The organism is Sporosarcina sp. FSL K6-3457 (genome assembly GCF_038007285.1).
Taxonomy (GTDB): domain Bacteria; phylum Bacillota; class Bacilli; order Bacillales_A; family Planococcaceae; genus Sporosarcina.
In genome coordinates, this window is the sequence record NZ_JBBOWX010000001.1 from 1,255,920 (window position 1) to 1,280,918 (window position 24,999).

General features: G+C 39.6%; 26 protein-coding genes. 15 read left to right on the forward strand and 11 right to left on the reverse strand.

All coding sequences use genetic code 11. The features are described 5' to 3' along the window. Positions 1 to 3: 3 nt before the first annotated feature. The 5 genes from N1I80_RS06160 to N1I80_RS06180 all read right to left on the reverse strand — a co-directional run bounded on the left by N1I80_RS06160 (position 4) and on the right by N1I80_RS06180 (position 5,540). Positions 4 to 978, reverse strand: a complete 975-nt coding sequence (locus tag N1I80_RS06160; RefSeq protein WP_340737021.1) for an S-layer homology domain-containing protein — start codon at positions 976 to 978, stop codon at positions 4 to 6. 378 nt (positions 979 to 1,356) lie between these two features. After that, positions 1,357 to 2,259: a cation diffusion facilitator family transporter gene (locus N1I80_RS06165; protein ID WP_340737022.1), complete on the reverse strand. Its 903-nt coding sequence runs from the start codon at positions 2,257 to 2,259 to the stop codon at positions 1,357 to 1,359. A 173-nt stretch (positions 2,260 to 2,432) separates the two neighbouring features. Then, positions 2,433 to 4,028 (reverse strand): YndJ family protein, encoded by a 1,596-nt coding sequence (locus N1I80_RS06170; protein ID WP_340737023.1) that lies wholly within the window; start codon positions 4,026 to 4,028, stop codon positions 2,433 to 2,435. Then, entirely contained in the window at positions 4,015 to 4,629 is a 615-nt protein-coding gene (locus tag N1I80_RS06175; RefSeq protein WP_340737024.1) for a DUF4166 domain-containing protein, read from the reverse strand. Before N1I80_RS06175 ends, N1I80_RS06170 begins: the two co-directional genes overlap by 14 nt. Positions 4,630 to 4,637: 8 nt before the next feature. Next, positions 4,638 to 5,540 (reverse strand): DoxX-like family protein, encoded by a 903-nt coding sequence (locus tag N1I80_RS06180; RefSeq protein ID WP_340737025.1) that lies wholly within the window; start codon positions 5,538 to 5,540, stop codon positions 4,638 to 4,640. A 158-nt stretch (positions 5,541 to 5,698) separates the two neighbouring features. Between N1I80_RS06180 and N1I80_RS06185 the strand changes: the two genes are divergently transcribed. Genes N1I80_RS06185 through N1I80_RS06195 form a run of 3 tightly spaced genes read left to right on the forward strand, consistent with a single transcriptional unit; the run spans position 5,699 to position 9,306 of the window. Next, complete coding sequence (locus tag N1I80_RS06185; RefSeq protein ID WP_340737026.1) at positions 5,699 to 7,132, forward strand: spore germination protein; 1,434 nt, start codon at positions 5,699 to 5,701, stop codon at positions 7,130 to 7,132. Positions 7,133 to 7,135: 3 nt separating this feature from the next. After that, entirely contained in the window at positions 7,136 to 8,218 is a 1,083-nt protein-coding gene (locus N1I80_RS06190; RefSeq protein ID WP_340737027.1) for a GerAB/ArcD/ProY family transporter, read from the forward strand. After that, positions 8,215 to 9,306, forward strand: a complete 1,092-nt coding sequence (locus tag N1I80_RS06195; RefSeq protein ID WP_340737028.1) for a Ger(x)C family spore germination protein — start codon at positions 8,215 to 8,217, stop codon at positions 9,304 to 9,306. Before N1I80_RS06190 ends, N1I80_RS06195 begins: the two co-directional genes overlap by 4 nt. Positions 9,307 to 9,525: 219 nt before the next feature. On the opposite strand, the gene N1I80_RS06200 is transcribed toward N1I80_RS06195, so the two are convergent. After that, on the reverse strand, positions 9,526 to 9,882 hold the full coding sequence (locus tag N1I80_RS06200; protein ID WP_340737029.1) for a hypothetical protein: 357 nt from the start codon (positions 9,880 to 9,882) through the stop codon (positions 9,526 to 9,528). Positions 9,883 to 9,989: 107 nt separating this feature from the next. Next, positions 9,990 to 10,769, reverse strand: a complete 780-nt coding sequence (locus N1I80_RS06205) for an SDR family oxidoreductase (protein WP_340737030.1) — start codon at positions 10,767 to 10,769, stop codon at positions 9,990 to 9,992. Between the two features lie 208 nt (positions 10,770 to 10,977). On the opposite strand from N1I80_RS06205, the gene argC reads away from it, so the two are divergent. The 6 genes from argC (at position 10,978) to N1I80_RS06235 (ending at position 18,137) form a co-directional block, all read left to right on the forward strand. Continuing rightward, positions 10,978 to 12,012, forward strand: a complete 1,035-nt coding sequence (argC, locus tag N1I80_RS06210; RefSeq protein WP_340737031.1) for an N-acetyl-gamma-glutamyl-phosphate reductase — start codon at positions 10,978 to 10,980, stop codon at positions 12,010 to 12,012. A gap of 87 nt (positions 12,013 to 12,099) precedes the next feature. Then, entirely contained in the window at positions 12,100 to 13,326 is a 1,227-nt protein-coding gene (gene argJ, locus N1I80_RS06215) for a bifunctional ornithine acetyltransferase/N-acetylglutamate synthase (protein WP_340737032.1), read from the forward strand. Next, complete coding sequence (gene argB, locus N1I80_RS06220; protein WP_340737033.1) at positions 13,289 to 14,068, forward strand: acetylglutamate kinase; 780 nt, start codon at positions 13,289 to 13,291, stop codon at positions 14,066 to 14,068. The genes argJ and argB overlap by 38 nt, the downstream gene beginning before the upstream one ends. After that, a complete protein-coding gene (locus N1I80_RS06225; protein ID WP_340737034.1) occupies positions 14,065 to 15,204 on the forward strand; it encodes an acetylornithine transaminase in 1,140 nt (379 codons plus the stop codon). The genes argB and N1I80_RS06225 overlap by 4 nt, the downstream gene beginning before the upstream one ends. Before the next feature lie 225 nt (positions 15,205 to 15,429). Further along, positions 15,430 to 16,395 (forward strand): stalk domain-containing protein, encoded by a 966-nt coding sequence (locus N1I80_RS06230; protein WP_340737035.1) that lies wholly within the window; start codon positions 15,430 to 15,432, stop codon positions 16,393 to 16,395. A 188-nt stretch (positions 16,396 to 16,583) separates the two neighbouring features. Continuing rightward, complete coding sequence (locus N1I80_RS06235) at positions 16,584 to 18,137, forward strand: NlpC/P60 family protein (RefSeq protein WP_340737036.1); 1,554 nt, start codon at positions 16,584 to 16,586, stop codon at positions 18,135 to 18,137. Positions 18,138 to 18,152: 15 nt separating this feature from the next. On the opposite strand, the gene N1I80_RS06240 is transcribed toward N1I80_RS06235, so the two are convergent. Together N1I80_RS06240 and N1I80_RS06245 are read right to left on the reverse strand one after the other, a co-directional pair. Continuing rightward, positions 18,153 to 19,379: a YhgE/Pip domain-containing protein gene (locus N1I80_RS06240; RefSeq protein WP_340737037.1), complete on the reverse strand. Its 1,227-nt coding sequence runs from the start codon at positions 19,377 to 19,379 to the stop codon at positions 18,153 to 18,155. A 60-nt stretch (positions 19,380 to 19,439) separates the two neighbouring features. Further along, positions 19,440 to 20,021 (reverse strand): TetR/AcrR family transcriptional regulator, encoded by a 582-nt coding sequence (locus tag N1I80_RS06245; RefSeq protein WP_340737038.1) that lies wholly within the window; start codon positions 20,019 to 20,021, stop codon positions 19,440 to 19,442. Positions 20,022 to 20,186: 165 nt separating this feature from the next. Here N1I80_RS06245 and N1I80_RS06250 point away from each other — a divergent pair, with 165 nt between their 5' ends. Then, on the forward strand, positions 20,187 to 20,501 hold the full coding sequence (locus N1I80_RS06250; protein WP_340737039.1) for a hypothetical protein: 315 nt from the start codon (positions 20,187 to 20,189) through the stop codon (positions 20,499 to 20,501). Beyond that, on the forward strand, positions 20,491 to 20,622 hold the full coding sequence (locus N1I80_RS06255; protein WP_340737040.1) for a hypothetical protein: 132 nt from the start codon (positions 20,491 to 20,493) through the stop codon (positions 20,620 to 20,622). Before N1I80_RS06250 ends, N1I80_RS06255 begins: the two co-directional genes overlap by 11 nt. Before the next feature lie 145 nt (positions 20,623 to 20,767). On the opposite strand, the gene N1I80_RS06260 is transcribed toward N1I80_RS06255, so the two are convergent. Next, positions 20,768 to 21,268: a DUF1697 domain-containing protein gene (locus N1I80_RS06260; protein ID WP_340737041.1), complete on the reverse strand. Its 501-nt coding sequence runs from the start codon at positions 21,266 to 21,268 to the stop codon at positions 20,768 to 20,770. 112 nt (positions 21,269 to 21,380) lie between these two features. On the opposite strand from N1I80_RS06260, the gene N1I80_RS06265 reads away from it, so the two are divergent. The 4 genes from N1I80_RS06265 (at position 21,381) to N1I80_RS06280 (ending at position 24,250) form a co-directional block, all read left to right on the forward strand. After that, positions 21,381 to 22,307, forward strand: coding sequence for an aldo/keto reductase (locus tag N1I80_RS06265; RefSeq protein ID WP_340737042.1), 927 nt, complete (start codon positions 21,381 to 21,383; stop codon positions 22,305 to 22,307). 158 nt (positions 22,308 to 22,465) lie between these two features. After that, a complete protein-coding gene (locus tag N1I80_RS06270) occupies positions 22,466 to 23,092 on the forward strand; it encodes a class I SAM-dependent methyltransferase (RefSeq protein ID WP_340737043.1) in 627 nt (208 codons plus the stop codon). 73 nt (positions 23,093 to 23,165) lie between these two features. Further along, complete coding sequence (locus N1I80_RS06275; protein ID WP_340737044.1) at positions 23,166 to 23,660, forward strand: GNAT family N-acetyltransferase; 495 nt, start codon at positions 23,166 to 23,168, stop codon at positions 23,658 to 23,660. A 62-nt stretch (positions 23,661 to 23,722) separates the two neighbouring features. Further along, the gene (locus N1I80_RS06280; RefSeq protein WP_340737045.1) at positions 23,723 to 24,250 is read left to right on the forward strand and encodes a 5' nucleotidase, NT5C type; all 528 of its coding nucleotides are present in this window, start codon (positions 23,723 to 23,725) and stop codon (positions 24,248 to 24,250) included. Between the two features lie 181 nt (positions 24,251 to 24,431). Here the strand turns inward: N1I80_RS06280 and N1I80_RS06285 are convergent, their stop codons facing one another. Then, the gene (locus N1I80_RS06285; RefSeq protein ID WP_340737046.1) at positions 24,432 to 24,941 is read right to left on the reverse strand and encodes a ferritin; all 510 of its coding nucleotides are present in this window, start codon (positions 24,939 to 24,941) and stop codon (positions 24,432 to 24,434) included. Positions 24,942 to 24,999 lie beyond the last annotated feature (58 nt).

A 24,999-nucleotide genomic window follows, 5' to 3' on the forward strand; every position in this document is an offset into this window, starting at 1 on the left:
CACTCAACGATGATCTTCACCGAGTATTACTGATCCGCCTGTAAATTGAAATATAACAAAATATTTCTTTCCATTGCCTCCAACAAAGTAAACTGTTCTACCTATTTTAGCTGTTTCATCTATTTTAGTAGATAGTTCTTCTTTCGTTGAACCTGTAATACTCTGGTATTTATTTAGAATAGATTCATATCCTTTTGCATCATCTATTGTTAATTTCGAGCTATATCCCCCTTTAGGTATTAAAGATTTAAGCTCGTTATATTCAGAACTTTGTATTTCAAAAGTAACACCGACGGGCGTTGGTACTTTTGTTGGTCCATACTTTCCAATATATGAGTTGGTGTATAGAGTGCCTATATCTTTCTCCTCTTCTTTGTAATTCATAGAGCGGTACATGAAGACAGCGTAGTGAGCGCGAGTTAGACCTTGATTTTCGCGGAAGGTTTTATCTTCATAGCCAGTTGTGATATTGGATTTAGCTAGGATTTTTACAGCATGTTCGTATTTGGCTGAGACATCCTTAAGGCCGTGGTCTGTCCCGCTCGTTAGTTTAGCTGCTCGAGTTAGGGCGATAGCCATTTCGCCGCGTGTAATCGTGTCATTCGGTCGTACTTTTCCGTTAGGAGCTTCTAACCATCCATTCGCTACTGCGAGGGCTAAGTCTTCATAGTATGCGTTCTTAGAGCTTACATCTGTGAATTGTTGTTTAGGGTTTCCTTCGGGTTTGAAAGATCGTACTAGAAGAGCTGCTGCATGATTACGTGTGATAAGTTCGTTAGGTTTGAATGTACCATCTTCGTAGCCGCGAATGATGCCTTTAGAAGCTATTTCAGAAATCTCTTTGTAATAAGCATTTTCGTTTGAGACGTCTTTGAATGTTTTGGTTGCTGCTTCTGCTTGGATTGGTGTGGATACTGAAGTTACTACCATAGCGAATGCTGTGCTCGCTAAGAATAATTTCATCGAATGTTTGTACATAGTTTATGCCCTCTTTCTGTTTAGTTTATCTTCTTTCAGCAGAAAACTCCCACCTCCACAGGTGGCGAGATGAATGCGGTTTTGTTTACTGTTCAGTGGGTGTTCAAACTCCTGCTGAACAAAGATAAAGCCTCCGGCGGATGTCACGGATTTTGAAAGGAGTCAATTGCGCAAGCGCAATTCAAAATCCAGACACAATTACGCCGAGGCGTAATTGATCTTCTTATCCTTGAAGTTTCACTATTTGCCCTATAACCATCCTTAGTTCTTGTATCGACTCCATTTTAACAGACTTGCTGATTTTTTATATGCATTTTTCAATAGAATATGAAAAGACTATCGAGAAGACCAGTAAAAACCGCTTTTCTCGATAGTCCCTTATTTCGATTCATCATACCAAGGATTTAAGTGAATCAATACTTCATCGACATCTTCATGATGTGCCATAATCGTATCTCGAATTGTCCGAGACACATCATGTCCTTGCTGGATGGTTAATTCAGCGGGGATACCTATACGCAAATCGACGAGAATATAGTGTCCGTGTTCACGAGCACGTAGTCTATCAATCCGTTTGACTTCGGGAATGGTATGGATTAATGCAGCCAACTCATCCAATCTTTGTTGGCTAATATTTTTCTCCATTAGAATGTCCATGGCTTCCTTACCCATTTCATGGGCAAGTTTGATAACTAATACTGACACGATGATACCAGCAACTGGATCGCCGTACGAGAGGTAGTGAAGATCATATATATCCCCAATGAGGGCAAGCCCGATGCCTAAAACGGCTGCGAGGGAAGCATAGACATCGGCGAGATGGTCGTATGCCGTCGCGATGAGTCCTTTACTATTCGCTAATTTACCAAGGCGAATGGTATAGACATACAAGGCCTGTTTCCAGACAAGTGAGATGAAAGCAGTGAGTAATGCTAGGAAGCTTGCTTTCGCTGGTTCCTCAAACAATGCTGAAACTGCTTCATATGCAATGTAAATAGCGGCTAATCCTAAAATAATGGCTACAATGGCGGAACCAATGACTTCCGCTTTTCCATGACCATAAGGATGGTCTTCATCAGCGGGGCGCTTGGAAATACGCATTGAGGTTAGGGCGGCTCCACTGGCAATGACGTCACCGGCATTGTGAAAACCATCTGCAAGTAGAACTGGACTATGAAAGAGAGCTCCGACGATCAATTTAAGAATGGTTAAAAGGATATTACTTATTAAACTGATCCAAACCGCGATAATGGAAGCATTTGTGTAATCCTCTTTTTTCATATCAAACACCCTCCTTTAATATGTTTCCCAGGGGAAACAAAAACCTTTGACAGAATCCTGTCAAAGGTTTTGGCCGTTCAAAATTATATGTTAGATTTCCAGCAATCATATCCATCACTCGCTCAATTAAGACGTTTCCTAAGTATAACACTGCTATTTGGCAACAGCAAGTATCAGGCAGGCCTCTCTTTGTGATGAATCAAATACTCAATTGTTAGAAAGGGTAGTGAAAACAACCACATGCTATGACGTGCAAGCAATGTTCCATCAGCCATTTCACGGACCATGAAATTTTCTTCTATCGGTAATTTAAATAAGTGATTCGCTTTCCATGATAAATAGATGCCTGCGTCTGAATTGGGTGAGCTGATTTTCTTACTCGTTAACTGTAATTCATTTCCGACTTGATGTAATTCCAAAATGCCGGTCATTGTTGAAAAGGGAAGTGGTAGGGCAATATTCATGTAGGTCCGACCGGCATGCGTATGTTCTGCGTATAATGCGACAAATGCAGTGTTTTTATCGATTTTACGTACCCAAGCTCTAACATTTTTCCTTCCGTCGACGCCATCTCGAAGTGCGAGCACATCTCCAGTCATTTCAACTTGTCGATTGTGAACAGGCAAATTGATCTGCTGTGTTTGACGACTTATCAATGCGTAAAGAAAGGCAACTGGTTTAAACCAAGTACGCCATTTCACAGTTGTGAATAACCGATAATCAGTCGTGTTTTCATAGAAATGAATAATGCCGGGCGATATGGTCACACACTGATAGACATCCATGTCGTCAACAAGTCCCGAGTGATTTGTATCGACTTTATTATCCAAAATTTGTTCTCCAATCATCCATTTCCCGCGAATATGACTAACGGGAAAAGTAGGGCCGTCAAAAGATGTGGTAGGAGTGGACAACGACCAGCCGACAATTCCACATAGTGCAAATACTAGACAGTTCAATACGCCATGAAAACGAAGCATGAAATCAATATCGACAGCAGTTAAACCGAAGCCATTCCCAAGCGCATATAGTAGTGAGAAAATGATTGTCACGCCAAGTGCACCAAAGGACATTCGGACCATCCATTTTTGCAAGGTATTGGTGAAAGGAGTTTTCCAAGCTATAAAAATTAACCCACCGAGACCTATTATGTATAAAATAACGGACAGCAGTTCAATCCATCGAGAAAACGTAATTCCAATCGCCACAATCATTGGTGACGCAAGAATGATGGAACAGACAGCCCCATATAATCGAGGTTTATAGAGCCTGCCTGCAAATCCCATGAAAATCGGTAACAAAAATGCTGAGTAATGAAAATGGATTCCTGTTAACCAAGTGATGAGCGGACTAAAGCCTGTATTAATACCAGTTATGTAGGCGAAGAACCAAGCTCCACCAAGTGCTACATAGATGAGCCCTGCATCAATCGAAAATTCTTCTATATTTGAAAAACCTCTGTTGAAAAAGCGTGATAATCCATACAGTGCAATGACAATTGTAAACAATAAATACACTGCAGCTAGTAGAATATCCCACTTTGAAGCAGGCGTTATTTGCAGTAGCGCAACTGCTGTATAAGCTGGAATGGCAAAATACCAATACCTTTTAGCAAACCAATCGAACTTTATCCAAATAAGTCGTAAAGCAATTGGTACATAGACAAGCTGTGCAACTGTCAGCATTAGAAAGGGCCATGGATTTTCACTAAGCATGGCAACTGTTAAAAATAATAGGACATGAACAATAGCAAAATTACGTATCTTCATCAGCGGAAAACGTCCCTTCATAGGAAAATACTCTACCAATCAAAGGATTTCGAACCGTGACATGGATCTGATAAAGCTCTTGGTCATCATCATATCTTTCGATTACTGTCGCAAGCCCTTGAAAAAGCTTAGGCAATGGAATTTCAACCTTTCCAAGAACTAATCGCTGTCTTAACGATTGAATGGTCAAACTGCCATTGTTAGTGACATGAAGTGCTAAATCAGCGTACAAAAGATGTGGCTCTCCAAGGTAATCCTGAATAATCGATTGTTTTTCATCAAGACTCATTAATGCGTTGAAATAGCGTTTTTTATTGCCAAAATGAAAAATTCGTTCCCAGTGCACCTGACTTTTGCCCATATCGCTCATAAATGCATGATTTCTAATCGTAAATGGAATGTCCTTCCCTTGTTCAGGGAACAGCAACTTCCATCGAATGCCTGCCCGGAAAATTGGGTAGAGCCATCTCGGGCCGCCTTTAATATCCTTCATGATACCTGAGGCTTTGAAGACAGTCCCCTCCGATAAATCGTATCTTTTTTGAAGCATAGGGTGTAGGCGGTCGAAATTGCTTCCCATTATTTTTTTATAAATCGACATAAAATCACCTACCTTTTTCGTTTGCAGCTTGTCGACGATGGAACATCTTTGCTGATGAGCAGTCCAATAATCGATAGAACGATGAGCGACAAATTGAATGTTATTGGATTGAACGGATGGATTGCTATTGCTGGAACAGCAGCGATTGACACAATTGTTAGTAGTGGGAAGAGAATGAGCTGCAACATGAATAAATGTCGCTTACGACGATATAACAGCCAGGCAATCCCAAATAAAACCTCGACAATTCCGATAAACAGTACGGCTGTCGTAGCCCCGTTTTCTGATAATGACAAGGCACTTCCCGTCATCGCACGCTCTTCAGGATGCATACCGATGATTTTGGGGACAAGCCCTTGATACAGCCAAATGAAGGCAAATAACAGTGTTATTAAATAGGTAGAAAAAAATCGCATGTACTGGGAGCGTGGTACTTCTCCTTGTTCCAACCATCTTTTCAGAACATCAAAACTAAGCGCAGTTGCCCAGCCAATAAGTGGACGAAAAATGATTTTATCCACAATTTCAGCGACTTTGCCGAAATTCACATCATAATCATATTGTGTGAGAAATTTCACATGATTATCTTGTGGTTCATATTTCCAATATCCTCGACCTTCTCGAATAGGAGAAATCCATTGATCTGTTCCAAAATGCAGAGAAGACGAGCGTGTGCCGTCTGCTTTATGGAATGATCCAATACTTTGCCCCCAACCTTCTACTTGTAGAAAAGGTCCGAATGCTCTTGTATAGACGAATTTTTGTGGTTCTCCATCTATTTTAGGTAGATAGGTAATAGAAGAGAATCGAAGATCCCATTGTTCATGCATATCCGGTTTTTGCGATGCATCCCATATTTCTTCAATCTCCGCGTTAATTGGAACTTCCACATAAATCGGTTGTCGTTTCATCTACTTCACCTCAAGTCCTTCAGTCTAGTATATAACGAAAAAGTGGATTGGTAGGAATTTATTATGCAAATAGTTCCCTATCAATCTAGAAGTAATCAATATGTATAAATCACTGTGGTTTAGGAAATAATTATACAACAGATATAAGGATAAAGAAGGTGAACGGTATAGGATTTTGGCAGGAAAACAAGACGGAAAATATTCTAATTACTACATTGCAGAAGAAATTAGAAGGAATCGGCGATGTTGTCCATAAAGAAATCGAAACGCCTGAAGAAAAGGTAACGATTATTTACTTTAGTTCGCTTATCGATAACTTGACGTTCCATGAAAAGGTTATTATTCCTTTATTCAATGGTAGGGAAGAGATTACTCAAACTGCAAAAATTATTGAACAAGAGACCCTTACTGAAGTGTTGTCTGCCATTACAGAAGGAAATACCCTATTGTATTTTCATAAAAAAGACCTTTATTTCACAGTAAATACATATAGTCCGCCAGCGAGAACAATTGCTGAGTCAGATACAGAATCGACAGTTAGTGGACCCCGGGATGCATTGACTGAATCGTTGCAGACAAATCTATCGCTCATTAAAAGGCGAATTCGAAATCCGAATTTGAAAAGTAAGAACTACATTGTCGGAACAGAAACAAATACTAAATTGACAGTCGTATATATAGAAACAATAGTTAATCAGGAGAACTTGAGTCGTGTTTTTACAAAAATCGATGGCATTGATTGGCCAGGGGTTAATGATATTTCAATTGTAAGCCAGTTAATGGAGGAACACCAATTCTCACCATTTACGCAATATCATATGACGGAACGGCCGGATGCTGTCACATCTGCTTTATTGGATGGACGAATTATTATTATGATGGATAATAGTCAAGGTGTATTAATTTGTCCAAGCACGTTTTTGGAGTTTTTTCTATCCCCAGAAGATGATTATAATCGCTGGACGACGGCTACATTATTGCGATGTCTGCGCTTTTTCGGCTTCTTTTTGACGATTATGCTTACGCCTTTTTATATATCGGCATTATCCTTTCATCCAGAAATCTTACCATTTGAAGTGTTGATAAACCTGCAGGAGTCTCGCAGCCGGGTTCCTTTTCCTCCGGTCATTGAAGTCCTTTTTATGGAACTTGTTATTGAAGTATTACGAGAAGCGGGCTCGCGAATGCCAACAAAGATTGGGCAAACGATTGGTATTGTTGGCGGTATCGTTATTGGAACGGCGGCTGTTGAAGCGGGACTTGTCAGCAATACACTGATTGTGTTAGTGGCGATTTCAGCTTTACTGTCTTTTTTACCACCGAGTTTTACAATGAGTAATTCAAGTCGTGTCATTCGCTATCTCTTTATCATATCAGCAGGGATATTTGGTCTTTATGGCCAAATGATTGCTTTTGCATGGCTCATGCAGCATTTATTGAGTTTAACTTCTTTAGGCACACCTTATATGACACCTATGATTCCAAGAAAATGGTCGGATTTGCTTGATAGTGTTGTCAGGCTCCCGACTTCTTTTCTGAAAAATACAAAGGATGTTTCAAGAGCCGTACCTCCTACAAAAGGAGAGAAGTAGATTATGGAACAAAACCATACAAAAGTATTGAATGGTTATCATGTTGTTTTTCTTGTGCAAAATGTGATGATTGGTAGCACCTTATTAACGCTGCCAAATTTACTCAGTCCCGCAGGCTATAGTCAGTGGTGGTTCCCGCTCTTATTTGCACTGATTGCAAACTTGCTAGTATTGCCGATGATATGGCTTGTATCGAAATATAAAGAGCATGATTTATTTGCTATCCATGAAAAGTTATTCGGTCGATGGGTAGGGAAGGGTCTCAATCTTTTTTTGCTGGGCTATCTAATTGTCCTGATAGCAGCTATTTGCGAAGGTTATTTGGATCTCATACAAGTCGTTGCTTTACCGGATCGAACGACAACCTGGCCGCTATTTCTATTTTTCCTAGTCTTGGTCTATATAACGAGTGGAGGCATCAAATCAATTGCCCGTTATTGTATTATGAGTTTTTTCCTCGTGACGTGGATTATCTATTTCTTGAAATGGGGGATGACTGACGGAGATATTCGGCATGCATTACCTCTTTTTAATTTCACAGCTCAGGAATTGTTCACAGCGACTAAAAAAGGGTTTATTTCGATGTCAGGGTTTGAATTAATACTGTTTTATTTTCCGTATATTATTCATCAACAACGCGCATTTAAACAAGCCTCATTAGGCATTTGGATATGCGCCATTCTCTATCTCGTGACTGTTCTTACTAGTGTCATGTATTTTTCAATATGGCAACTGGAAAATGTATTATATCCTGTGTTGTATTTGTTTAACGCGGTTAAGCTTTCTTTTCTCGAACGGGTGGACGTTTTAGCCATTTCGCTGTGGGTTTTCTTTATTTTAACAACGACTACTGCTTATTTATGGGTAGTAAAGAGGGGCATCGACTCGATTCGTATGGCAGAAAAAAAGAGTCATTTATATATCGTTGCTACGGTTATTTTCCTCTTTATTAACATCCCATTTCCAAAAGAAGTACAAAAGATGATTTATGAGCGTGTGTTTTATATAAACTATGCATTTATCATTTGGCCACTATTTTTATGTATCATTCATTTAGTGAAGCCAGCAAAAGAAGGTGTGAAATGAAAAGAATTTTACCTATCTTCCTCCTCCTGTTAGTTGGCTGTTCGGAACAAGGGAAGCAGAGATCTGTGGAAGATTTGGCGATGGCTAGTAGTATCGCATTTGATATGAGCGATGAGGAAGAAATGAGAATGACGGTATCATTGCCATATCCCTCCACTGAATCACAGGAAAATACACAAACCTATTCAGTTGATACACAGTTAATACAAGAGGGACTTGTAAAAGTTTCCGCGCAAGCCGACAAGATGGTTATTTTAAATCAGCTGAGGACACTATTGTTTAGCGAAGAATTTGCAAGAAATGGTCACGTTGCGGAAGTCATTGAGCATTTCTATCGGAATTCGACAGTGGGCAACAATGTTCGTTTGGCAATCGTGAAGGAACGCGCAGAAGATGTGTTACGTGCAAGTTTTCTAGACAAGCCGAATACGGATTCTTATTTAAATGATTTACTGCAACCTAAGCTTCATACATCATTTAGTCCTTTTACAACGATGCACGACTTTCAATATACAGAGACAAGTCCGATATTTTATTCGACAGTGCCTTATTTGGAATTAAAAGAGGACTCCGTAGAAATTGCAAGAGTGGCTTTGTTTGATACGGGGAAAATGATTGATACCATATCTAGAAGAGAGTCCTCGCTTATGCAGGCTTTGAAAGGGTTGGATAAGTTGTCACCGCTAGCCATCACCATTCATGAAGATGGTGAAAAAGAACAAGTGCATATTGAATTGATTGAAAATAAGGTGAACATAAAAAGCAATCGCCAAGTTGCCTCTCCACAATTGTCGATTGAGCTCAGGTTACAAGGTGCATTATATGAATACAAAGGAAATAAAGATTTAGGGAAAGAGAAGGAGTATAAGAGGTTGGAAACAGAAATTAGTCAGCGGATAAAGAAAGATGTGGAGGAGCTAATAGAGAAAATGAGGGAACTAGAGATTGATCCAATTGGTTTTAGTGAGTATTTTAGAATGTATTATGATGGCAAATGGACTGAGGAGCTGACGGAGCAAATTATTAAATCAGTCGCGTATGAAGTAACTGTGGATTTTAATTTATTGAATACGGGGACGTTGAAATAGGTGGCTGGCTTTTTGGTTGGTAAAGTGGGTGACTCGCTAATAAATTTCGCGGACTCGCCGGTAAAATTGCAAAGTCGCTGGTAAATTAGTTACACGGAAGTAAGAACGATGAGAAAGGAGCTACCTAGTTGGATTAATCAAAAGTAAAGAAGCGTTATGTCATAAATGGATATTCCATTTGTGACATAACGCTTCTTTGGGGCAGGGAATAGGGGCAAGTTAAACGATTTTCTGGAGTCGCATAATTTTTTGAATGTCTGATTCAACATCATAAAGTCGTTTGTTCAGTGTATAGGTACGGTCTTGTATAAGTTCTTCAATACTTTTATTGAATATACCGAAGTTGTCGATTAGACCACTCGGCAATTCAAGGTGACTTTCTTTTAATTCGGCAAGATCCTTGCGTATTTCTTGTTGGCCTTGTTCAAGACTTGTCATTCTATTCTCAACAGAAGCCATCCTTTGTTCTAAAGCTTTCTGTCCTTGTTCCAAAGCTTTCTGTCCTTGTTCCAAAGAATCCAATCGCCCATTAACACCCTTCAATTCCTGAAGAATCAAGTTTAATGTATTTTCCATATTGTTTCCTCCTCTCCCTCTTTTATTCGATTATAACATGTTAGAACTCCAATATGTAATGGAATAAAAAACTTGGAAAGGACAATAATTGTCCTCTCCAAGTTGGATTATCCCATAATATTATAGCCTGCGTCGACGTAAATAATTTCGCCGGTTACACCACGAGATAGATTACTCAGTGTAACAAGCGTCATATCTGCCACTTCTTCTTGTGTTACGTTGCGTCTTAATGGAGCTTGTTCTTCAATTTGAGTCAAAATCGTATTGAAGGAAGCAATCCCTTTGGCAGACAGTGTGCGAATGGCTCCGGCAGAAATAGCATTGACACGGATATTTTCTTTCCCTAAATCGAACGCCAAATATCTTACAGATGCTTCTAGTGCTGCTTTTGCAACACCCATCACATTATAACCATCCAGCACACGCTGTGCACCGAGGTAACTCATTGTCACGATAGATCCACCATCTGTCATGAATGGACGGGCTTCTCTGGCAGTCGCGATGAGTGAATAAGAACTTGTATCCTGTGCAAATGCGTACCCGCTTCTTGTCGTTTGGACAAAGTCGTTTTTCAAATCCTCCGCATGCGCAAATGCAAGTGAATGGACAACCCCGTGAATCGTACCAACTTCCGTACCGATTTTGCCGAAAGCTTCATGGATGCTGTTATCTTCGTTGACATCACATTGTACAACGAGCTTAGCTTCGTACCCATTCGTACTTAATAATTTCTCCAATTTTACTAGTGAACGCTCCTTACGATATGTAAAGATGACATTTGCACCGACTGAAAATAGAGATTTTGCAACTCCCCACGCAAGGCTTCGTTCATTCGCAACACCCATGACAACTATGTTTTTACCTTTTAGTTTCAATAAATCGTCCATAATAACCTCCTACATAAATAGCTGATACCTATTAATAGTACCAGATGCTAATCAAATTATAGCACATCTGTGAATAAATTGTGAATGTCTAGTACTCGGGTGTGTAAACGCATACAATACTGAAATATTTATAATAAGTAAAAATACAGTTGACTTTATAATTATGCATACATATAATAAGTCTAACTTGTATGAAGGGGTGGCTGTTATGAAAGTTGGAATCATTGGTGCTTCAGGGTATGGGGGACTTGAGCTCATTCGGCTCCTGCATAATCACCCTGAAATCGAACAAATCGAATTATTCACGTCCTCGGAAGAAGGAACCGTGTTTTCGCATAAGTATTCACATCTTATGAATATAGTCGATCAACCTCTTCAGAAAATAGAAATGGAGAGATTAATGCAATACGATGTTGTTTTTTCAAGTGCACCTGCTGGAGTGGCGAGTCAGCTTCTTCCGCCGTTAATTGGCAAAGGGCCAAAACTGATTGATTTGTCTGGCGATTTCAGATTAAAGGATGTAGCACAATATGAACAGTGGTATAGCAAGCAAGCTGCTCCACAAGAGGCAGTTTCACAAAGTGTTTATGGATTAACGGAATGGAACCGTGATGCGATTCAGCAGGCACAGTTAATTGCGAACCCAGGCTGCTATCCAACAGCCGTCTTACTGTCGTTACTACCATTGTTAAAAAATAATTTGATTGATGCTAGCGGTTTAATCATCGACGCAAAAAGTGGTGTGTCCGGCGCGGGCAATCAGCCAAGTCAAATGACGCATTTTAGTGAGACGAATGAAAATACAGCAATCTATAAAATACATCAGCATCAACATATCCCGGAAATTGAACAGGCATTTGGATTGTTTGCACAAGAAGCACCACCTATCACATTTACAACGCATCTTGTACCGATGACGCGGGGAATTTTGGCAACGAGTTATGCACCTGTTAAAGAAGGTGTCACAGAAGCACAGCTTGTCGATTGCTTACAGCAAACTTATGAAAATCATCCATTTGTACGTGTCTTACAAGAAACAACGAAATTTGGGACCAATCAAGTATATGGCTCCAATTATTGTGACCTGCACGTTAAAGTAGACCCACGGACAAATCGGGCTACCATCGTTTCGGTTATCGATAATTTAGTAAAAGGCGCAGCAGGGCAAGCGATTCAAAATATGAATGTCCAGCTTGATTTTGAAGAAATGACTGGTTTAGCCTTTGTCCCAGCATTCATTTAATCAACAAGGAAGGATGAAGTTCAATCCTTCCTTGTTGGCTAAAAAAGCCAAGGCGCATTTGATTTTATATAAGGAAGGGGAAACACTATGACAACGACTTGTCCAACCGTGAAGCGTATTTCGCGTAAAAATATCGTTTCACCTATCGGATTTAAAGCGGCTGGCATTCACTGCGGCATTAAATATAAGAAGAATGATTTAGCATTGCTCATTAGTGAAGTGCCAGCGAGTGTAGCAGGAGTCTTTACAACAAATGCGATAAAGGCAGCCCCGCTATTAGTGACAAAAGAAGTTGTTCAGCAGGTTGGAAAGATGCAGGCAATTATTGTGAACTCTGGAAATGCCAACGCATGTACGGGGCAGCAAGGCATGAAGGATGCATTGCTTATGCAACAAACGACGGCTGAAAAGCTAGGCATTGCACCAGAATTAGTCGGTGTCGCGTCAACGGGTGTTATTGGTGAAATTATGCACATGGAGCCTATTGTCAAAGGTATTCACAAAATAAAACCAATCAGTGAGTTGGAAGGCTCTATTCTTTTTTCGCAAGCGATATTGACGACAGATACAGTGACAAAAAATACAGCATATAGCGCAATCATTGATGGTAAAGAAATCATTATGGCTGGAACAGCAAAAGGCTCGGGTATGATTGCTCCGAATATGGCTACAATGCTTGGCTTCATCACAACAGATGCGAATATTGAATCCGTCTACTTGCAAGAAGCATTGAAGCTAGTGACGGACAAAACGTTTAACTCTATTACGGTTGATGGTGATACGTCGACTAACGATATGGTTGTCGTCATGGCGAATGGCATGGCTGGAAATGACTCATTGACACCAGCTCACCCAGATTGGTCGCTATTTGTGAAAACATTGCATGCTGTTTCTCAAGATTTGGCGAAAATGATTGCTAAAGACGGGGAAGGCGCGACGAAGCTAATTGAAGTAGAAGTCATCGGTGCAATTACAGATGATGAAGCGCGTATGATTGCTAAATCTGTGGTCGGTTCACCACTTGTCAAAACAGCCGTCTTTGGTTGTGATGCGAACTGGGGACGCATTATCGCAGCGGTCGGTTATAGCGGAGCAATATTGGACCCGAATGCTATTACGATTAAAATAGGTACAACTACGGTCGTTGAAAATGGCGAGCCAATCATATTTTCAGAGCAGCAATTACTCGTTTATTTAAAACAACCAGAAGTGAAATTTACGGTCGAATTGCATCAAGGCAATGGCCAAGGAATCGCATGGGGGTGTGACTTAACATATGACTACGTTCAAATCAACGCAACCTATCGCTCGTAAGCGTATGGTGATCAAATTAGGTGGAAGTATGCTGGAAGGCTTAGATGATAGCTTTTTCTCCAAGTTTAAACAGTTACAAGACGCAGGCAATGATCTAATCATTGTGCATGGCGGAGGGATTGCTATCAATCAACAACTCGCTAAAAATGGTGTCACTTCGACTGTCGTGAGTGGGATTCGGGTAACTTCGAAAGAAGCTGTAGGTATTGTACAGTCCACATTAGTTGGTCAAGTAAATCCAGCGCTTGTTCATCAATTGAATAAGGGAGGCATCGATGCAATTGGTCTTAGTGGCTATGATGGCAATTTGCTGACCTGTACGTTATTAGATGAAGAGCTGTACGGTTCGGTCGGTCATATCGAGCATGTCCGCGCAGAATTACTGGAAACGTTTCTCGTAGCAGGCCTTGTTCCTGTGATTGCCTGTATTGGAGCAACTGATGATGGAGAGCCGTTGAATATTAATGCGGATACGGTTGCTAGTGAGGTCGCACTTGCGATTAAAGCAGATAGCCTACTTCTTGTCACGGATACGCCCGGTATTAAAATAAAAGAGGAAGTCCAACGGGTTGTGACACCTTTTAAAATTGCACAATGGATTGGTACAGGTGAAATTTACGGAGGCATGTTACCGAAAGTAAAAGCTGCATTAGATAGTTTAGGGGCGGGTATTCCTACGGTACAAATTGTCGGTCAGCAATTGGAAGGAACGGCTATTAAATCCGAGGGGGTTTTCGCTTGAGTACATTATTTCAAAATTACGCACGACGTCCTGTTCACATTGTCAATGGGCAGGGAACAATCGTTACGGATGATCAAGGAAAAGAGTATCTCGATTTCACAAGTGGCATCGCAGTAGTTAGTCTCGGTCATGCGCATCCCGCTATCGTTGAGGCTCTCAAACAACAAAGCGAAAAACTATGGCATATTTCAAATTTATTTGCCAGTCCGGAGCAAGAACAGCTGGCCGCGGCACTTGTAACAGATACACCATTTGGTCAGGCTTTCTTTTGTAACAGTGGTGCCGAGGCTAATGAGGCGGCTATTAAATTAGCCCGTAGGCATACAAAGAAAAATATCATCATTACATTCGAACAATCATTTCATGGCCGGACGTTTGGTGCGATGTCGGCAACGGGGCAAGACAAGGTTCGTCAAGGATTCGGTCCATTATTAGAAACGTTCCGAACGATTCCATACAATGACAAACAGCAGCTTGAAGCAGCAATCGACGAAGATGTAGCGGCAATTATGCTAGAAGCTATTCAAGGAGAGGGCGGTGTGAATCAGCTCGATCCAGATGTTGCACAGGCGATAACGGATATTTGTCAGGAAAAAGGAATTTTATTGATTATCGATGAAGTGCAGACGGGGATTAGCCGAACAGGAACGCGTTATGCTTACGAGCAGACAAATCTCCAACCCGATATCATCACCCTTGCTAAAGGGTTAGGCGGGGGCTTCCCGATTGGGGCTATGCTAGGAACGAAAGCACTTGCTGAGTCATTCGGACCTGGCACGCACGGGACAACATTCGGTGGTAATCCACTCGCAGTAGCAGTAGCGCAAGCTGTTATTAACATCGTTTTTGAAGATGAATTTCTACAACAGGTGCAGCGTACATCTGACTACTTAATAGATAAGCTACAAGCTACATTACCGCAAGATCAATTTGCAATTCGTGGTGAAGGTTTATTACTCGGGATTGTATGCCAAGATGAGGTTGCACCTATTATTCAACAAGCGGAAGCGGCGGGCTTGTTGCTAGTGCAAGCAGGCACACACGTCATTCGTTTGTTACCGCCATTAACAGTAACAAACGAAGAAATCGACAAAGCGATAGCTATTTTAGCATCTATTTTATTGGACGAAAAATAGAAGGTTTTTTTAGCATTATTTGAATTAAGGCATTCAGTGAAACGCCATTCAATTGACCTCTGTCTGAAGGTTACAACAAACAGATCTGCCATTCATGGTAGATCTATTTGTTTGTCAAAAAAATGACCAATTCGACAAAGAAAAAATAAAATACAAAAAAAGTGTAACTTCTTCCTCTATACCCCGTCAAATCGATTAGTAACAAAAAGTGAGGAGAGAAATAACATGAAAAAAATGAGTACAATTGCATTAGCGGCATTACTAGCAGGTAGCACACTAGGTGGCTATTCAGCACTTGCACAGGAGGATAGTACGCCAGCTATAACGGACAAAGAGCAGGAAGAAGTACAAAATACAACAAATTACATGAAAGCTACGGGTGTTATTCAAGAAATTGAAAAAGAAACAGATGGCATTAGACTAACGATTGAAAATGAAGATAAACTGATTATGATTTTACGTATCAATGATGAATCTCTTCTATTCAATAGCACAACAACAAATCAATTGAAACTAGCAGACTTGAAAAAAGGTGCAATAGTAGAAGCTTACTATGATAAAAACAAACCAATGATCATGATTTATCCAGCAACAGTGACGCCTGAAATCGTCATCGTTAAAGATGAAAAAGATTTTGGATCAGTCAAAATTGGTCAATTCGATAAAAATTACCTTAGCCTCGACGGCGAATTAAAATTGAACATTGGTGAAGAAACACCACTATTTAATCAACAGGGTGAAGCAATCGAAATGAAAGATTTACAAGGCAAAGAATTGATGGTCTTTTACTCAATTACGACAATGAGTTTACCACCACAAACACCGCCAACTAAAGTGATTGCCTTGGATGATATAAGTGAAGAAGCACCTGAGGTAACACCAGAACTAGAAGAAAAACCTGACGTAACGACTGGTGTGGAAGAAATTATCGCCAATGATCATTATATGAAAAACGGCGTTAAAATGATTCCACTTCGTAAAGTAGCTGAGCACCTTGGTTACAATGTTCTATCTCAACCAAAGACTAATGGTGCACTCGTTACACTCCAAAACAGTTCATTCACAATTACGCGTGGTGAAAAAATGTATGGTTATAATAAAAGTCTTCGTCAATTTGAAGTAGCACCTGAACTCAAGGGGATGAAAACATATGTCTCGGAAGATTTCCTTGAGCTATTGATCCAAAACTAACAAAAAGAACGTGGCTAAGCTTGAAACGATGGGACTACTCCTAGGGTAGATGTTTCAAGCTTTTTTGTCGATAAATGTCTGGATGTGCGCAACAAAGCGTCAAACACATACAATGAAAAATACAACTATACAGAATCTTCATTCTCCTATACAGTAGATAGATAATCGAACAGCAAAGGAGTAAACGCATGACCAAAAAATTACTAGCAAATTTACTAGCCATTTTCGTTGTATTTACCACAATTAGCAGTGCATCTGCTGCACCATTATTCAAAGATGTAGGTGACAACTTTTCGGCAAAAGCCGAACTAGATTATTTAGCTATACAGGGGATTATCACAGCTGATCCGACAAGTGATTTCAACGTCAATAAAGAAATCACTCGTTTGGAAGCATCCGCCATGATGATTCAGGCACTTGGGCTTGAAACGGAGGATCGACCAGCACCCAATTTCAATGACGTTACCCCTGAGGGCGAAGACTATAACATCATTGCAACAATAGCTGATGAAGGTATTATGAGTGGCAATGCAAACGGCGAGTTCATGCCGAATAACCCATTGACGAGAGGGCAAATGGCAGCAATCCTTGTCAATGCATTCAATTTGGAAGGAACATCTGATTACGCTTTTCGTGATGTACCGGAAACCTACTGGGCATCTGATGCTATCAAAACCTTATTTGCCAATAACATTACAACAGGCTATGCAGATAATACATATCAGCCAACAGCATTCATAACAAAAACGAATTTTGCTGTCTTCTTGGCGCGCATTCTTAACCCAGACCTTCAACAGGTCAAAACTTGTTACAAGCCGAACAATGCAAAAACACATATCGTTAATGTGCAAGTGACAACGCTTTGGAAACAACCTGATAAAAATCGTGTAGTCGATCGTCCTTCATTAACAAGCCCAACAGATGTCGGGGAATGGGCGAAAAGTTTGAGTGTCAATCAGAAATTATGGCTAGTTGGCAAAATTGATACACAAGCTTTATATGGTCAGGAAGTTACAATCTTAAAAAGTAGCGGCAATTGGTACCAAATTGCTGTCAAAGACCAATACGTACCGCACAACAAATCCGGCTATCCAGGATGGGTTCCTAAATCACATATTACCGAAGTCTATCCGAATTATGAAGATTGCCCAATCGCTATTGTCGATGCAGCTGTTGCCAAGCTATACAACGAGCCGAAGCTATCCGATAAATATAGTTTTATGGATATCAGCTATACGACGATTTTGCCAGTACTAAAAGAAGAGAAGGATTGGCTACACGTTCAAACGCCAGCCAACGGTGTAAAATATTTACGTAAACAGGATGCTAAAACGTTCGAAAACTATGCAGCCGTTCCAAAACCATCGCAACAAGATATCGTCAACAGTGCGAAGAAGTTTCTTGGTTTACCGTATCTATGGGCGGGGACATCTGGCTTTGGCTTCGACTGCTCTGGAATTATCCATTCCGTGTATAAAAATCATGGCATCATTATCCCTCGTGATTCCTTTGTGCAAGCAACGCATGGTACACCAGTCGCCAAAAATAATCTGCAGTCAGGAGACCTGATGTTTTTTGCATACAATGGAGGTAAAGGAAAAGTGTATCATGTTGGCATGTACATTGGAGATGGTAAAATGCTTCACGCGCCGAATTCCAGTCGGAAAGTTGAAATCATTCCCATCGATATCGGCATATACAAAACAAATTACTCCGGAGCAAGACGCTATTTACAACAATAAGTCCTAATCCCTCGATCAACGAATTGGTCGGGGGATTATTTTACTTTCTGAAGAGTCCTGCATAATCGATACTTTTTTATCACGTTTAAGAGCGACTGTTCCGAATGAAATGATCAAACTCACAGCAATGATAATCGCAAGGGATTGCAGATTATTAGTAATACTAGAAGCACTGCCACCAAAAATAATCGTGTAATAGCCATCCGCTCCATAAGTTGCAGGCAACCATGAAGCGACCTTTGCATACCCATCAGAAAGCAGCGCTGTGGGGACAAGTACCCCAGAAGTAACAAGTTGTAGAGAGAGTGCCAAAATATTAAATATCATGCCGAGATTTCCAAACGCCAGTACAAATACTTGTGCTAACGATAAGAAAGACCAAAACAAGATGGCTTGAAAGGTATAAATCGTGAGAAAATGTTCCTGACTTGAAATATTAAAAATACCCATCAAGCCCGTAGTTAAGAGGGGGAGTAAAAAGGCGACCCCGATATTAATGATTTGTCTAGCAAAAAACAATTGCCACTTCGAAACACGCTCGTGTATTAAACTAGCGGCCGCTTCATGCTGCATAACCATCACCATCGCGCCAACAAAGGATGAAATGATGACCATAAGTGGAACTAAATTAGCCGCAAATCCATCCACATCATTTGTTTTCCGAACAGCCGATCCAATCGGTTGATCTTGGATAGAATGGAGTGTCAGTACCACTGCTTCACCTATTGCATCTGCTAGTTCTGTTTGCATAGGTAGTTGTTGCAATTGCTGTGTAAATACAGATGCTGCTTCATTTTTTTGTAAAGGGTAGAAGCCTCGATTCACTTGCTCATGAAGATGAAACGCGGTCGTTTCCATCATTGTTTTTGTAAGACTAGCATTCGACTGGTTAATCCAATAGATGATATTAGTTTCGGAACCTGTTTGAATCGATTCCGTTAGTGATGCTGGAATTTGAATAATCATTTCAATTTTTCGTTCGTTCATAGCAGATTGTGCTTGTTCGATGGATGTATACGTTTTGAATGCAAATGGCGCCTGCTGTTGAATTTGCAAAGCAATTTCTTGCCCCATTCCATCATCCTCATTCACCACTCCAATCGATAAGTTCTTGACACGATCATTGACACCATCATAGGCTGTCATCCATACACTGAAGAAAATAAGCTGAAAAGCAATTGCCGCAGCAATTCCTATATACGTTTCCCGTACTTGAAATAAAGCTTTTAATCCATTCATCATTATGACCCCTCCATTTTAAATGTAAGTAAGTACACACTTGCATCTATAATAAAATTTTTTCTAGGGAGCTAGACCCCTAGAAAAAATACCAATACTGGTCGTCAACAATGCTTCTGTTGATAGCTGCGTAACATTTAAACCTAAACGGGCGCGGGAAATGAAAAATCCAAAATTTAAAGCGATTAAAGACATGACCGTCGCCTCGACATTCACTTCTGCTAACTTACCCCTTTTTTTCATTTCACAAAGATAGTCGATTAGTTCCTTTTTTATGAATAAAGGTATATTTGCGATTTCTTCATCGATTTCTGGGAATGCATTAGCCTCTTTAAAACCGATTAATACAAAATCTTTTATCGACATTAAATAATCCTGGTATTCCTTTGAAAAGTTATAGAGGTCTGTTTCTAAATCCCAAATGACTTTTTCTTTGATAATTTTTTGCAATAACGGACCATATGAAAATCGCTGGATAACAGCCTTCAAGATCCCTCGTTTGTTACCAAAGTGACGGAAAATGGTTACCTCATTGACCCCAGCCAATTCAGCAATGGCTTTCGTAGTCGCGGCTTTATATCCTTTTTTACTAGTAAGCTCGATTGTAGCATCAATAATTCGATCTGAAGTCGATTGTGTCTGCAATGGATGATCACATCCTTTTAATGTATGTAAGTAACTACTTGCATACTACTATAAAGTGAAATCATTTGCAAATGTAAATTGAGTAGCCTGTCGCACCTAGCCTATGTTGTCAACATATAATAAAGTAATAGTCGATATGAAATCCCGAAAAGGATGTGTTTATGCGTGTATTCCAATAATTCTAATCGCAATAAGCATTCAACATACACGCTAAATGATCTCTTGAAGGGAAAGGATATTGAAATTGTTGCCGCATCCCTTCTTTTACTTGGTAAATTGAAAGTAGACTCTGTCCAATTATTTAGGGATAGGCCTGTTATTGCTGTGTCCTTGTTAGGTGAATTTAAGAAAATGAATGGTCAAAAAGTAGATGAAATGACAGATTTTCTTGCGAAAAATGGTGATCTAACGATAGATGAAATTATTGAAGGATTTACAAAGCGAATGAATAAAGAGAGGGGAACGGGGCGTGACAGGTGAAACAACAGGTTTTGATGGTATGAAATTTCTCAATACGGTTATTTTAATCGTATTTCTATTACTGCTCCTTTTTGGTTCAACAGACCTCGGAAGATTAACAGAAGTAGAAGATGTAAACTAACTTGATGCAACAGGGAGTTTGAATTCCCTGTTGCATCAAGTTTAACGGTAGCAAGTCGGCCAATGTTGCAATATCTTTACTTTCTGGGTGCCTTAATCGCTTGACGAGTATATGAGCCGTTGTCAAAACATCCCCGAAACGAATATTACATTTTAGTCAGAATCTTATTCACCGTATTTTGATTACGCGCGGTTGAATGCATAGCTAACTTCTTTTCGAAAAAGGTATTTGTGTATTTTGTTTGATGGTAGCTTTTCGATAAAGCAATAATGATATTCTTCTTATTGATAACGACAAATTCATCATCGACTAACTCATCTAGCAAAGCTTGTTGTTCATCAGAAATGTCCTTTCCTAGAAACATAACGTATACTTGTTCCTTTGAAAAAATAGGGTGTCGCTGAATCTCCAGTAGCTCCTGCATCGTTCGTACAACAACAGGAATATCAAACCCGTATGTAACCCGTAAGTTTGTTTCGATGTGTTGAATGTCATAGGATGTCCCATCAAAAAGAACATTGCCCGTTTGAATATATGTACGAACATTTTTATAGGTCATTTGTTCGAAGAGAGATCTTAAAGATATCATATCTACTTTGTTTTTCTTCCCCAGGTTAATGCCTCTAAGTAAAGCAACTGATGTCATATGATACACCTCCAAATATGGTTATTTTAATTTTCAAACCTTTTAATTGTCCCTTCATTGCTATTATAAGGTATTCTAATAGTATTGTTCACAATTAAAGGGGGAGCTTTTCATGAAATACAACCAAATTAAACATACTGATCTAAATGTCTCGAATATCATTATGGGCAATATGCGCTTGCCACAGCTGTCATTACCAGAAATTGAGCAACTAATCCGAACAGCACTTGATGAGGGAATTAACTTCTTTGATCATGCCGATATTTACGGGCAAGGTCGCAGTGAAGAATTATTTGCTGAAGCTATTCAAATGAATTCGAGGATCCGTGAGAAAATGATTATACAAAGTAAATGTGGTATTAAAGGCCAGGAAAACTACTTTGATTTTTCTAAAGGGCATATCCTTGACTCAGTCGATGGTATCTTAAAGCGGTTACAAACGGATTACTTGGATCTACTATTGTTGCATCGTCCTGATCCATTGATGGAGCCTGAAGAGGTTGCGGAAGCATTTGAGGCCTTACATAGTAGTGGAAAGGTAAAAAATTTTGGTGTGTCCAATCATAATCCAGCGCAGATTGAGCTATTGCAAAAATATACGCCACATAAATTAGTCGTCAACCAGGTTCAATTCAGCATCGCTCATACGCCGATGATTGACGCGGGCATTGCATTGAACATGAATACCGATCAAGCCATTAATCGCGATAGTAGTGTACTCGAATATTGCCGTTTACATGATATTCAGCTACAAGCATGGTCACCATTCCAAAGTGGCTTCTTTGAAGGCCCGTTTCTCGGTGATTTAGAGAAGTATGCAGAGTTGAATAAAGTAATTGACGATATTGCTGCTCATTACAATGTAACGAATACAGCCATTGCGACAGCTTGGATTACCCGTCATCCGGCCAACATCCAAGTCGTGTTGGGAACAACGAATCCCCAGCGCTTAAAAGACGCATGCGCAGGCGCAAACATTAAACTAACGAGAAAAGAATGGTATGACATTTATAAGGCTGCAGGGAATATGGTGCCTTGATTTTTATCCTAATTATGGTAATATTTAATCACAATGAAAGGTGGAGTTTATTATGAAAAAGGTTACTTTAACTGTTTGTCGCAATATCTTAGGAGAAACAATCGGCGACTAATCGACATGGTCGATAGCTCGTCCGAATAATAGGGGGAGCATTTTTTATGTTAAGTAAGCAAGGATTCGATTTATGGGCCAATGATTATGATCAAACGGTGCAGGTCAGTGAGAATAATGATTTATATCCGTTTGCTGGTTACAAGAAAATCATAAATACCATTTTCAATGAAGTCATGCAACAGAAGCAGTCAAAGGTTTTGGATATAGGGTTTGGGACAGCTGTTTTAGCAAGTAAATTATATGATCATGGTCATGAGTTAGATGGCTTAGATTTTTCGGCGAAGATGATTGCAATTGCGCAGGCTAAAATGCCGATGGCGAATTTACTAGAGTGGGATATTTCAAACGGTTTACCGGAAAACATCGTAGTCAATCAGTATGATGCCATTATTAGCACATATACTTTACATCATTTAACAGATGAAGATAAATTAACATTTATCACAAATTTGCTGCCTTTACTTTCAGAGGGTGGAAAAATATTCATCGGTGATATCGCTTTTCAAACACGTGTAGCACTTCAATTATGTAGAGACGCTAGTCTAGCTTATTGGGATGACGATGAATTTTATTTTGTTGCTGCTGAAATGACAGCAGCGCTAAAAAATGAGTGTACATGCGAATTTTATCCGCTTTCCCATTGCGGCGGCGTGTTCGTCATTGCACGGTAAAGAGAAAAATGAGTTGTTTCGGCAACTTATTTTTTATGTCCCATAAAAAGTAATGCTACTGGAGGATGGTATGATGAAAATAAGAGAAATAACACCAAGTGATTCGGAGAATTTGGTACAACTCATTGAGGAAGTAGAAAAGACTTCAGACTTCATGTTATTTGAAGCGGGTGAAAGAAAAATATCTGGAGAACAATTCCGTAAAAAGATTGAATCATTTCAAGATGCATCAACTATTTTGGTAGCGGAGCGACAGGAGAAATTAGTTGGCTATTTAATTGTAGTGGCAGGAGATGCAAATAGGGCAAAACATTCCGCTTACCTTGTGATAGGTATTACTGCTGAGCATCGAGGACAGGGAATAGGAAGCCAACTATTTAAACAACTCAATGCATGGGCAAAAAATCATCAACTTCACCGTTTGGAACTGACTGTGATGGAAAGTAATTCAGCAGGGATTGCATTGTATCAGAAGAATGGTTTTGTAATTGAAGGTATTAAAAAAGATTCCTTATTCGTAAATGGAAAATATGAGAATGAATACTATATGGCAAAGCTCATTGGATAGTAGGTATTGTAGGATCGATTGGTGTACTTATTTTTTGAAGAAAAGAAAAAGGTGATTGTAAAATGAAGCGAATTGCAATTGATATGGATGAAGTAATTACCCATTTCAGTACAAGCTGTTTGGAGCTATTCAATAAGGAATTCGATGAGAATTATACAACTGAAGATTTACAGGGGAAATTATTAGTAGAGTTGGACGCTAGATTTGCAGACACGGTAGATTCCTATTTAGCAAATGACTCATTTTTTCTAGATTTAAAAGTAATCAAGGACAGTCAAAATGTAATCCAAAAGTTAAGTTCTTACTATGAAATTTATATTGTCACGGCGGCAATGGAATTTCCAGCATCTCTAGCTCCAAAGTATCAATGGTTGAAACAGCATTTCAGTTTTTTGGATGACAAGAAATTCGTTTTTTGTGGAGATAAAAGTATTATTCATGCAGATTATTTAATTGATGATACACCGAGCCATTTAGACACATTTTCGGGACAGGGCATACTGTTTACAGCACCGCATAATCGTGATATAACGGGCTATACTCGCCTCAACAATTGGCAAGAGGTCGCAGCTTATTTTTTAAATCTATAAGTTGAACTAAAGAATCCTACTAAAGCCGCTCGGGGATGCCTCTCGCGAAAAGCCGGCTAGAAAACTATTGGCAGTCTTATCGCTTTGGCTACCCCAGTAGTCGCCTTCGCTGGTGATTATGTCACAATCATAAATTCAATATATAAAGAAAACCACCCATTAGGGTGGTTTTCTTTATACCTTATTCTCCAGTTTCAGGAGAGAATTGACGTTGGCCAAGCTCTTTTTCATAAATGAATAATGCATTCTTATCTTCACCAATACGTTTTAAATACTCGATATGTGTATCAAAGGATGCTTCTTCTTCGACTTGCTCGTCCAAGAACCATCTTAAAAATGAAATCGTCGCATGTTCTTTTTCTTCCCAAGCAAGATCAGTAAGCTCATAGAAGTTTTTCGTCACTGCTTTTTCTTGGAGCAAGCCAGATTCAAATGTATCTAAAATAGAATTGAAATCGATTTTAGGTTCAGATGTGGCAGAAAATTTAGCTTGAATGCCACGGTCATTCAAATAATTATAGATTTTCATAGCGTGAAAACGTTCTTCTTCTGCCTGTTGGAGATAATAATTGGCAAAGCCACTGTAATTATTGTGTTCACAATAAGCGGCCATTGCCATATAGGCGTGAGCGGCATCGAATTCGTTGTTCAATTGTTTGTTAAGTGCATCTGCTAATCGTTGACTAATCATATTATTCTTCCTCCATTTCTTGTTGTATAATCTACCCTTATTATAAACGATAGGTCTA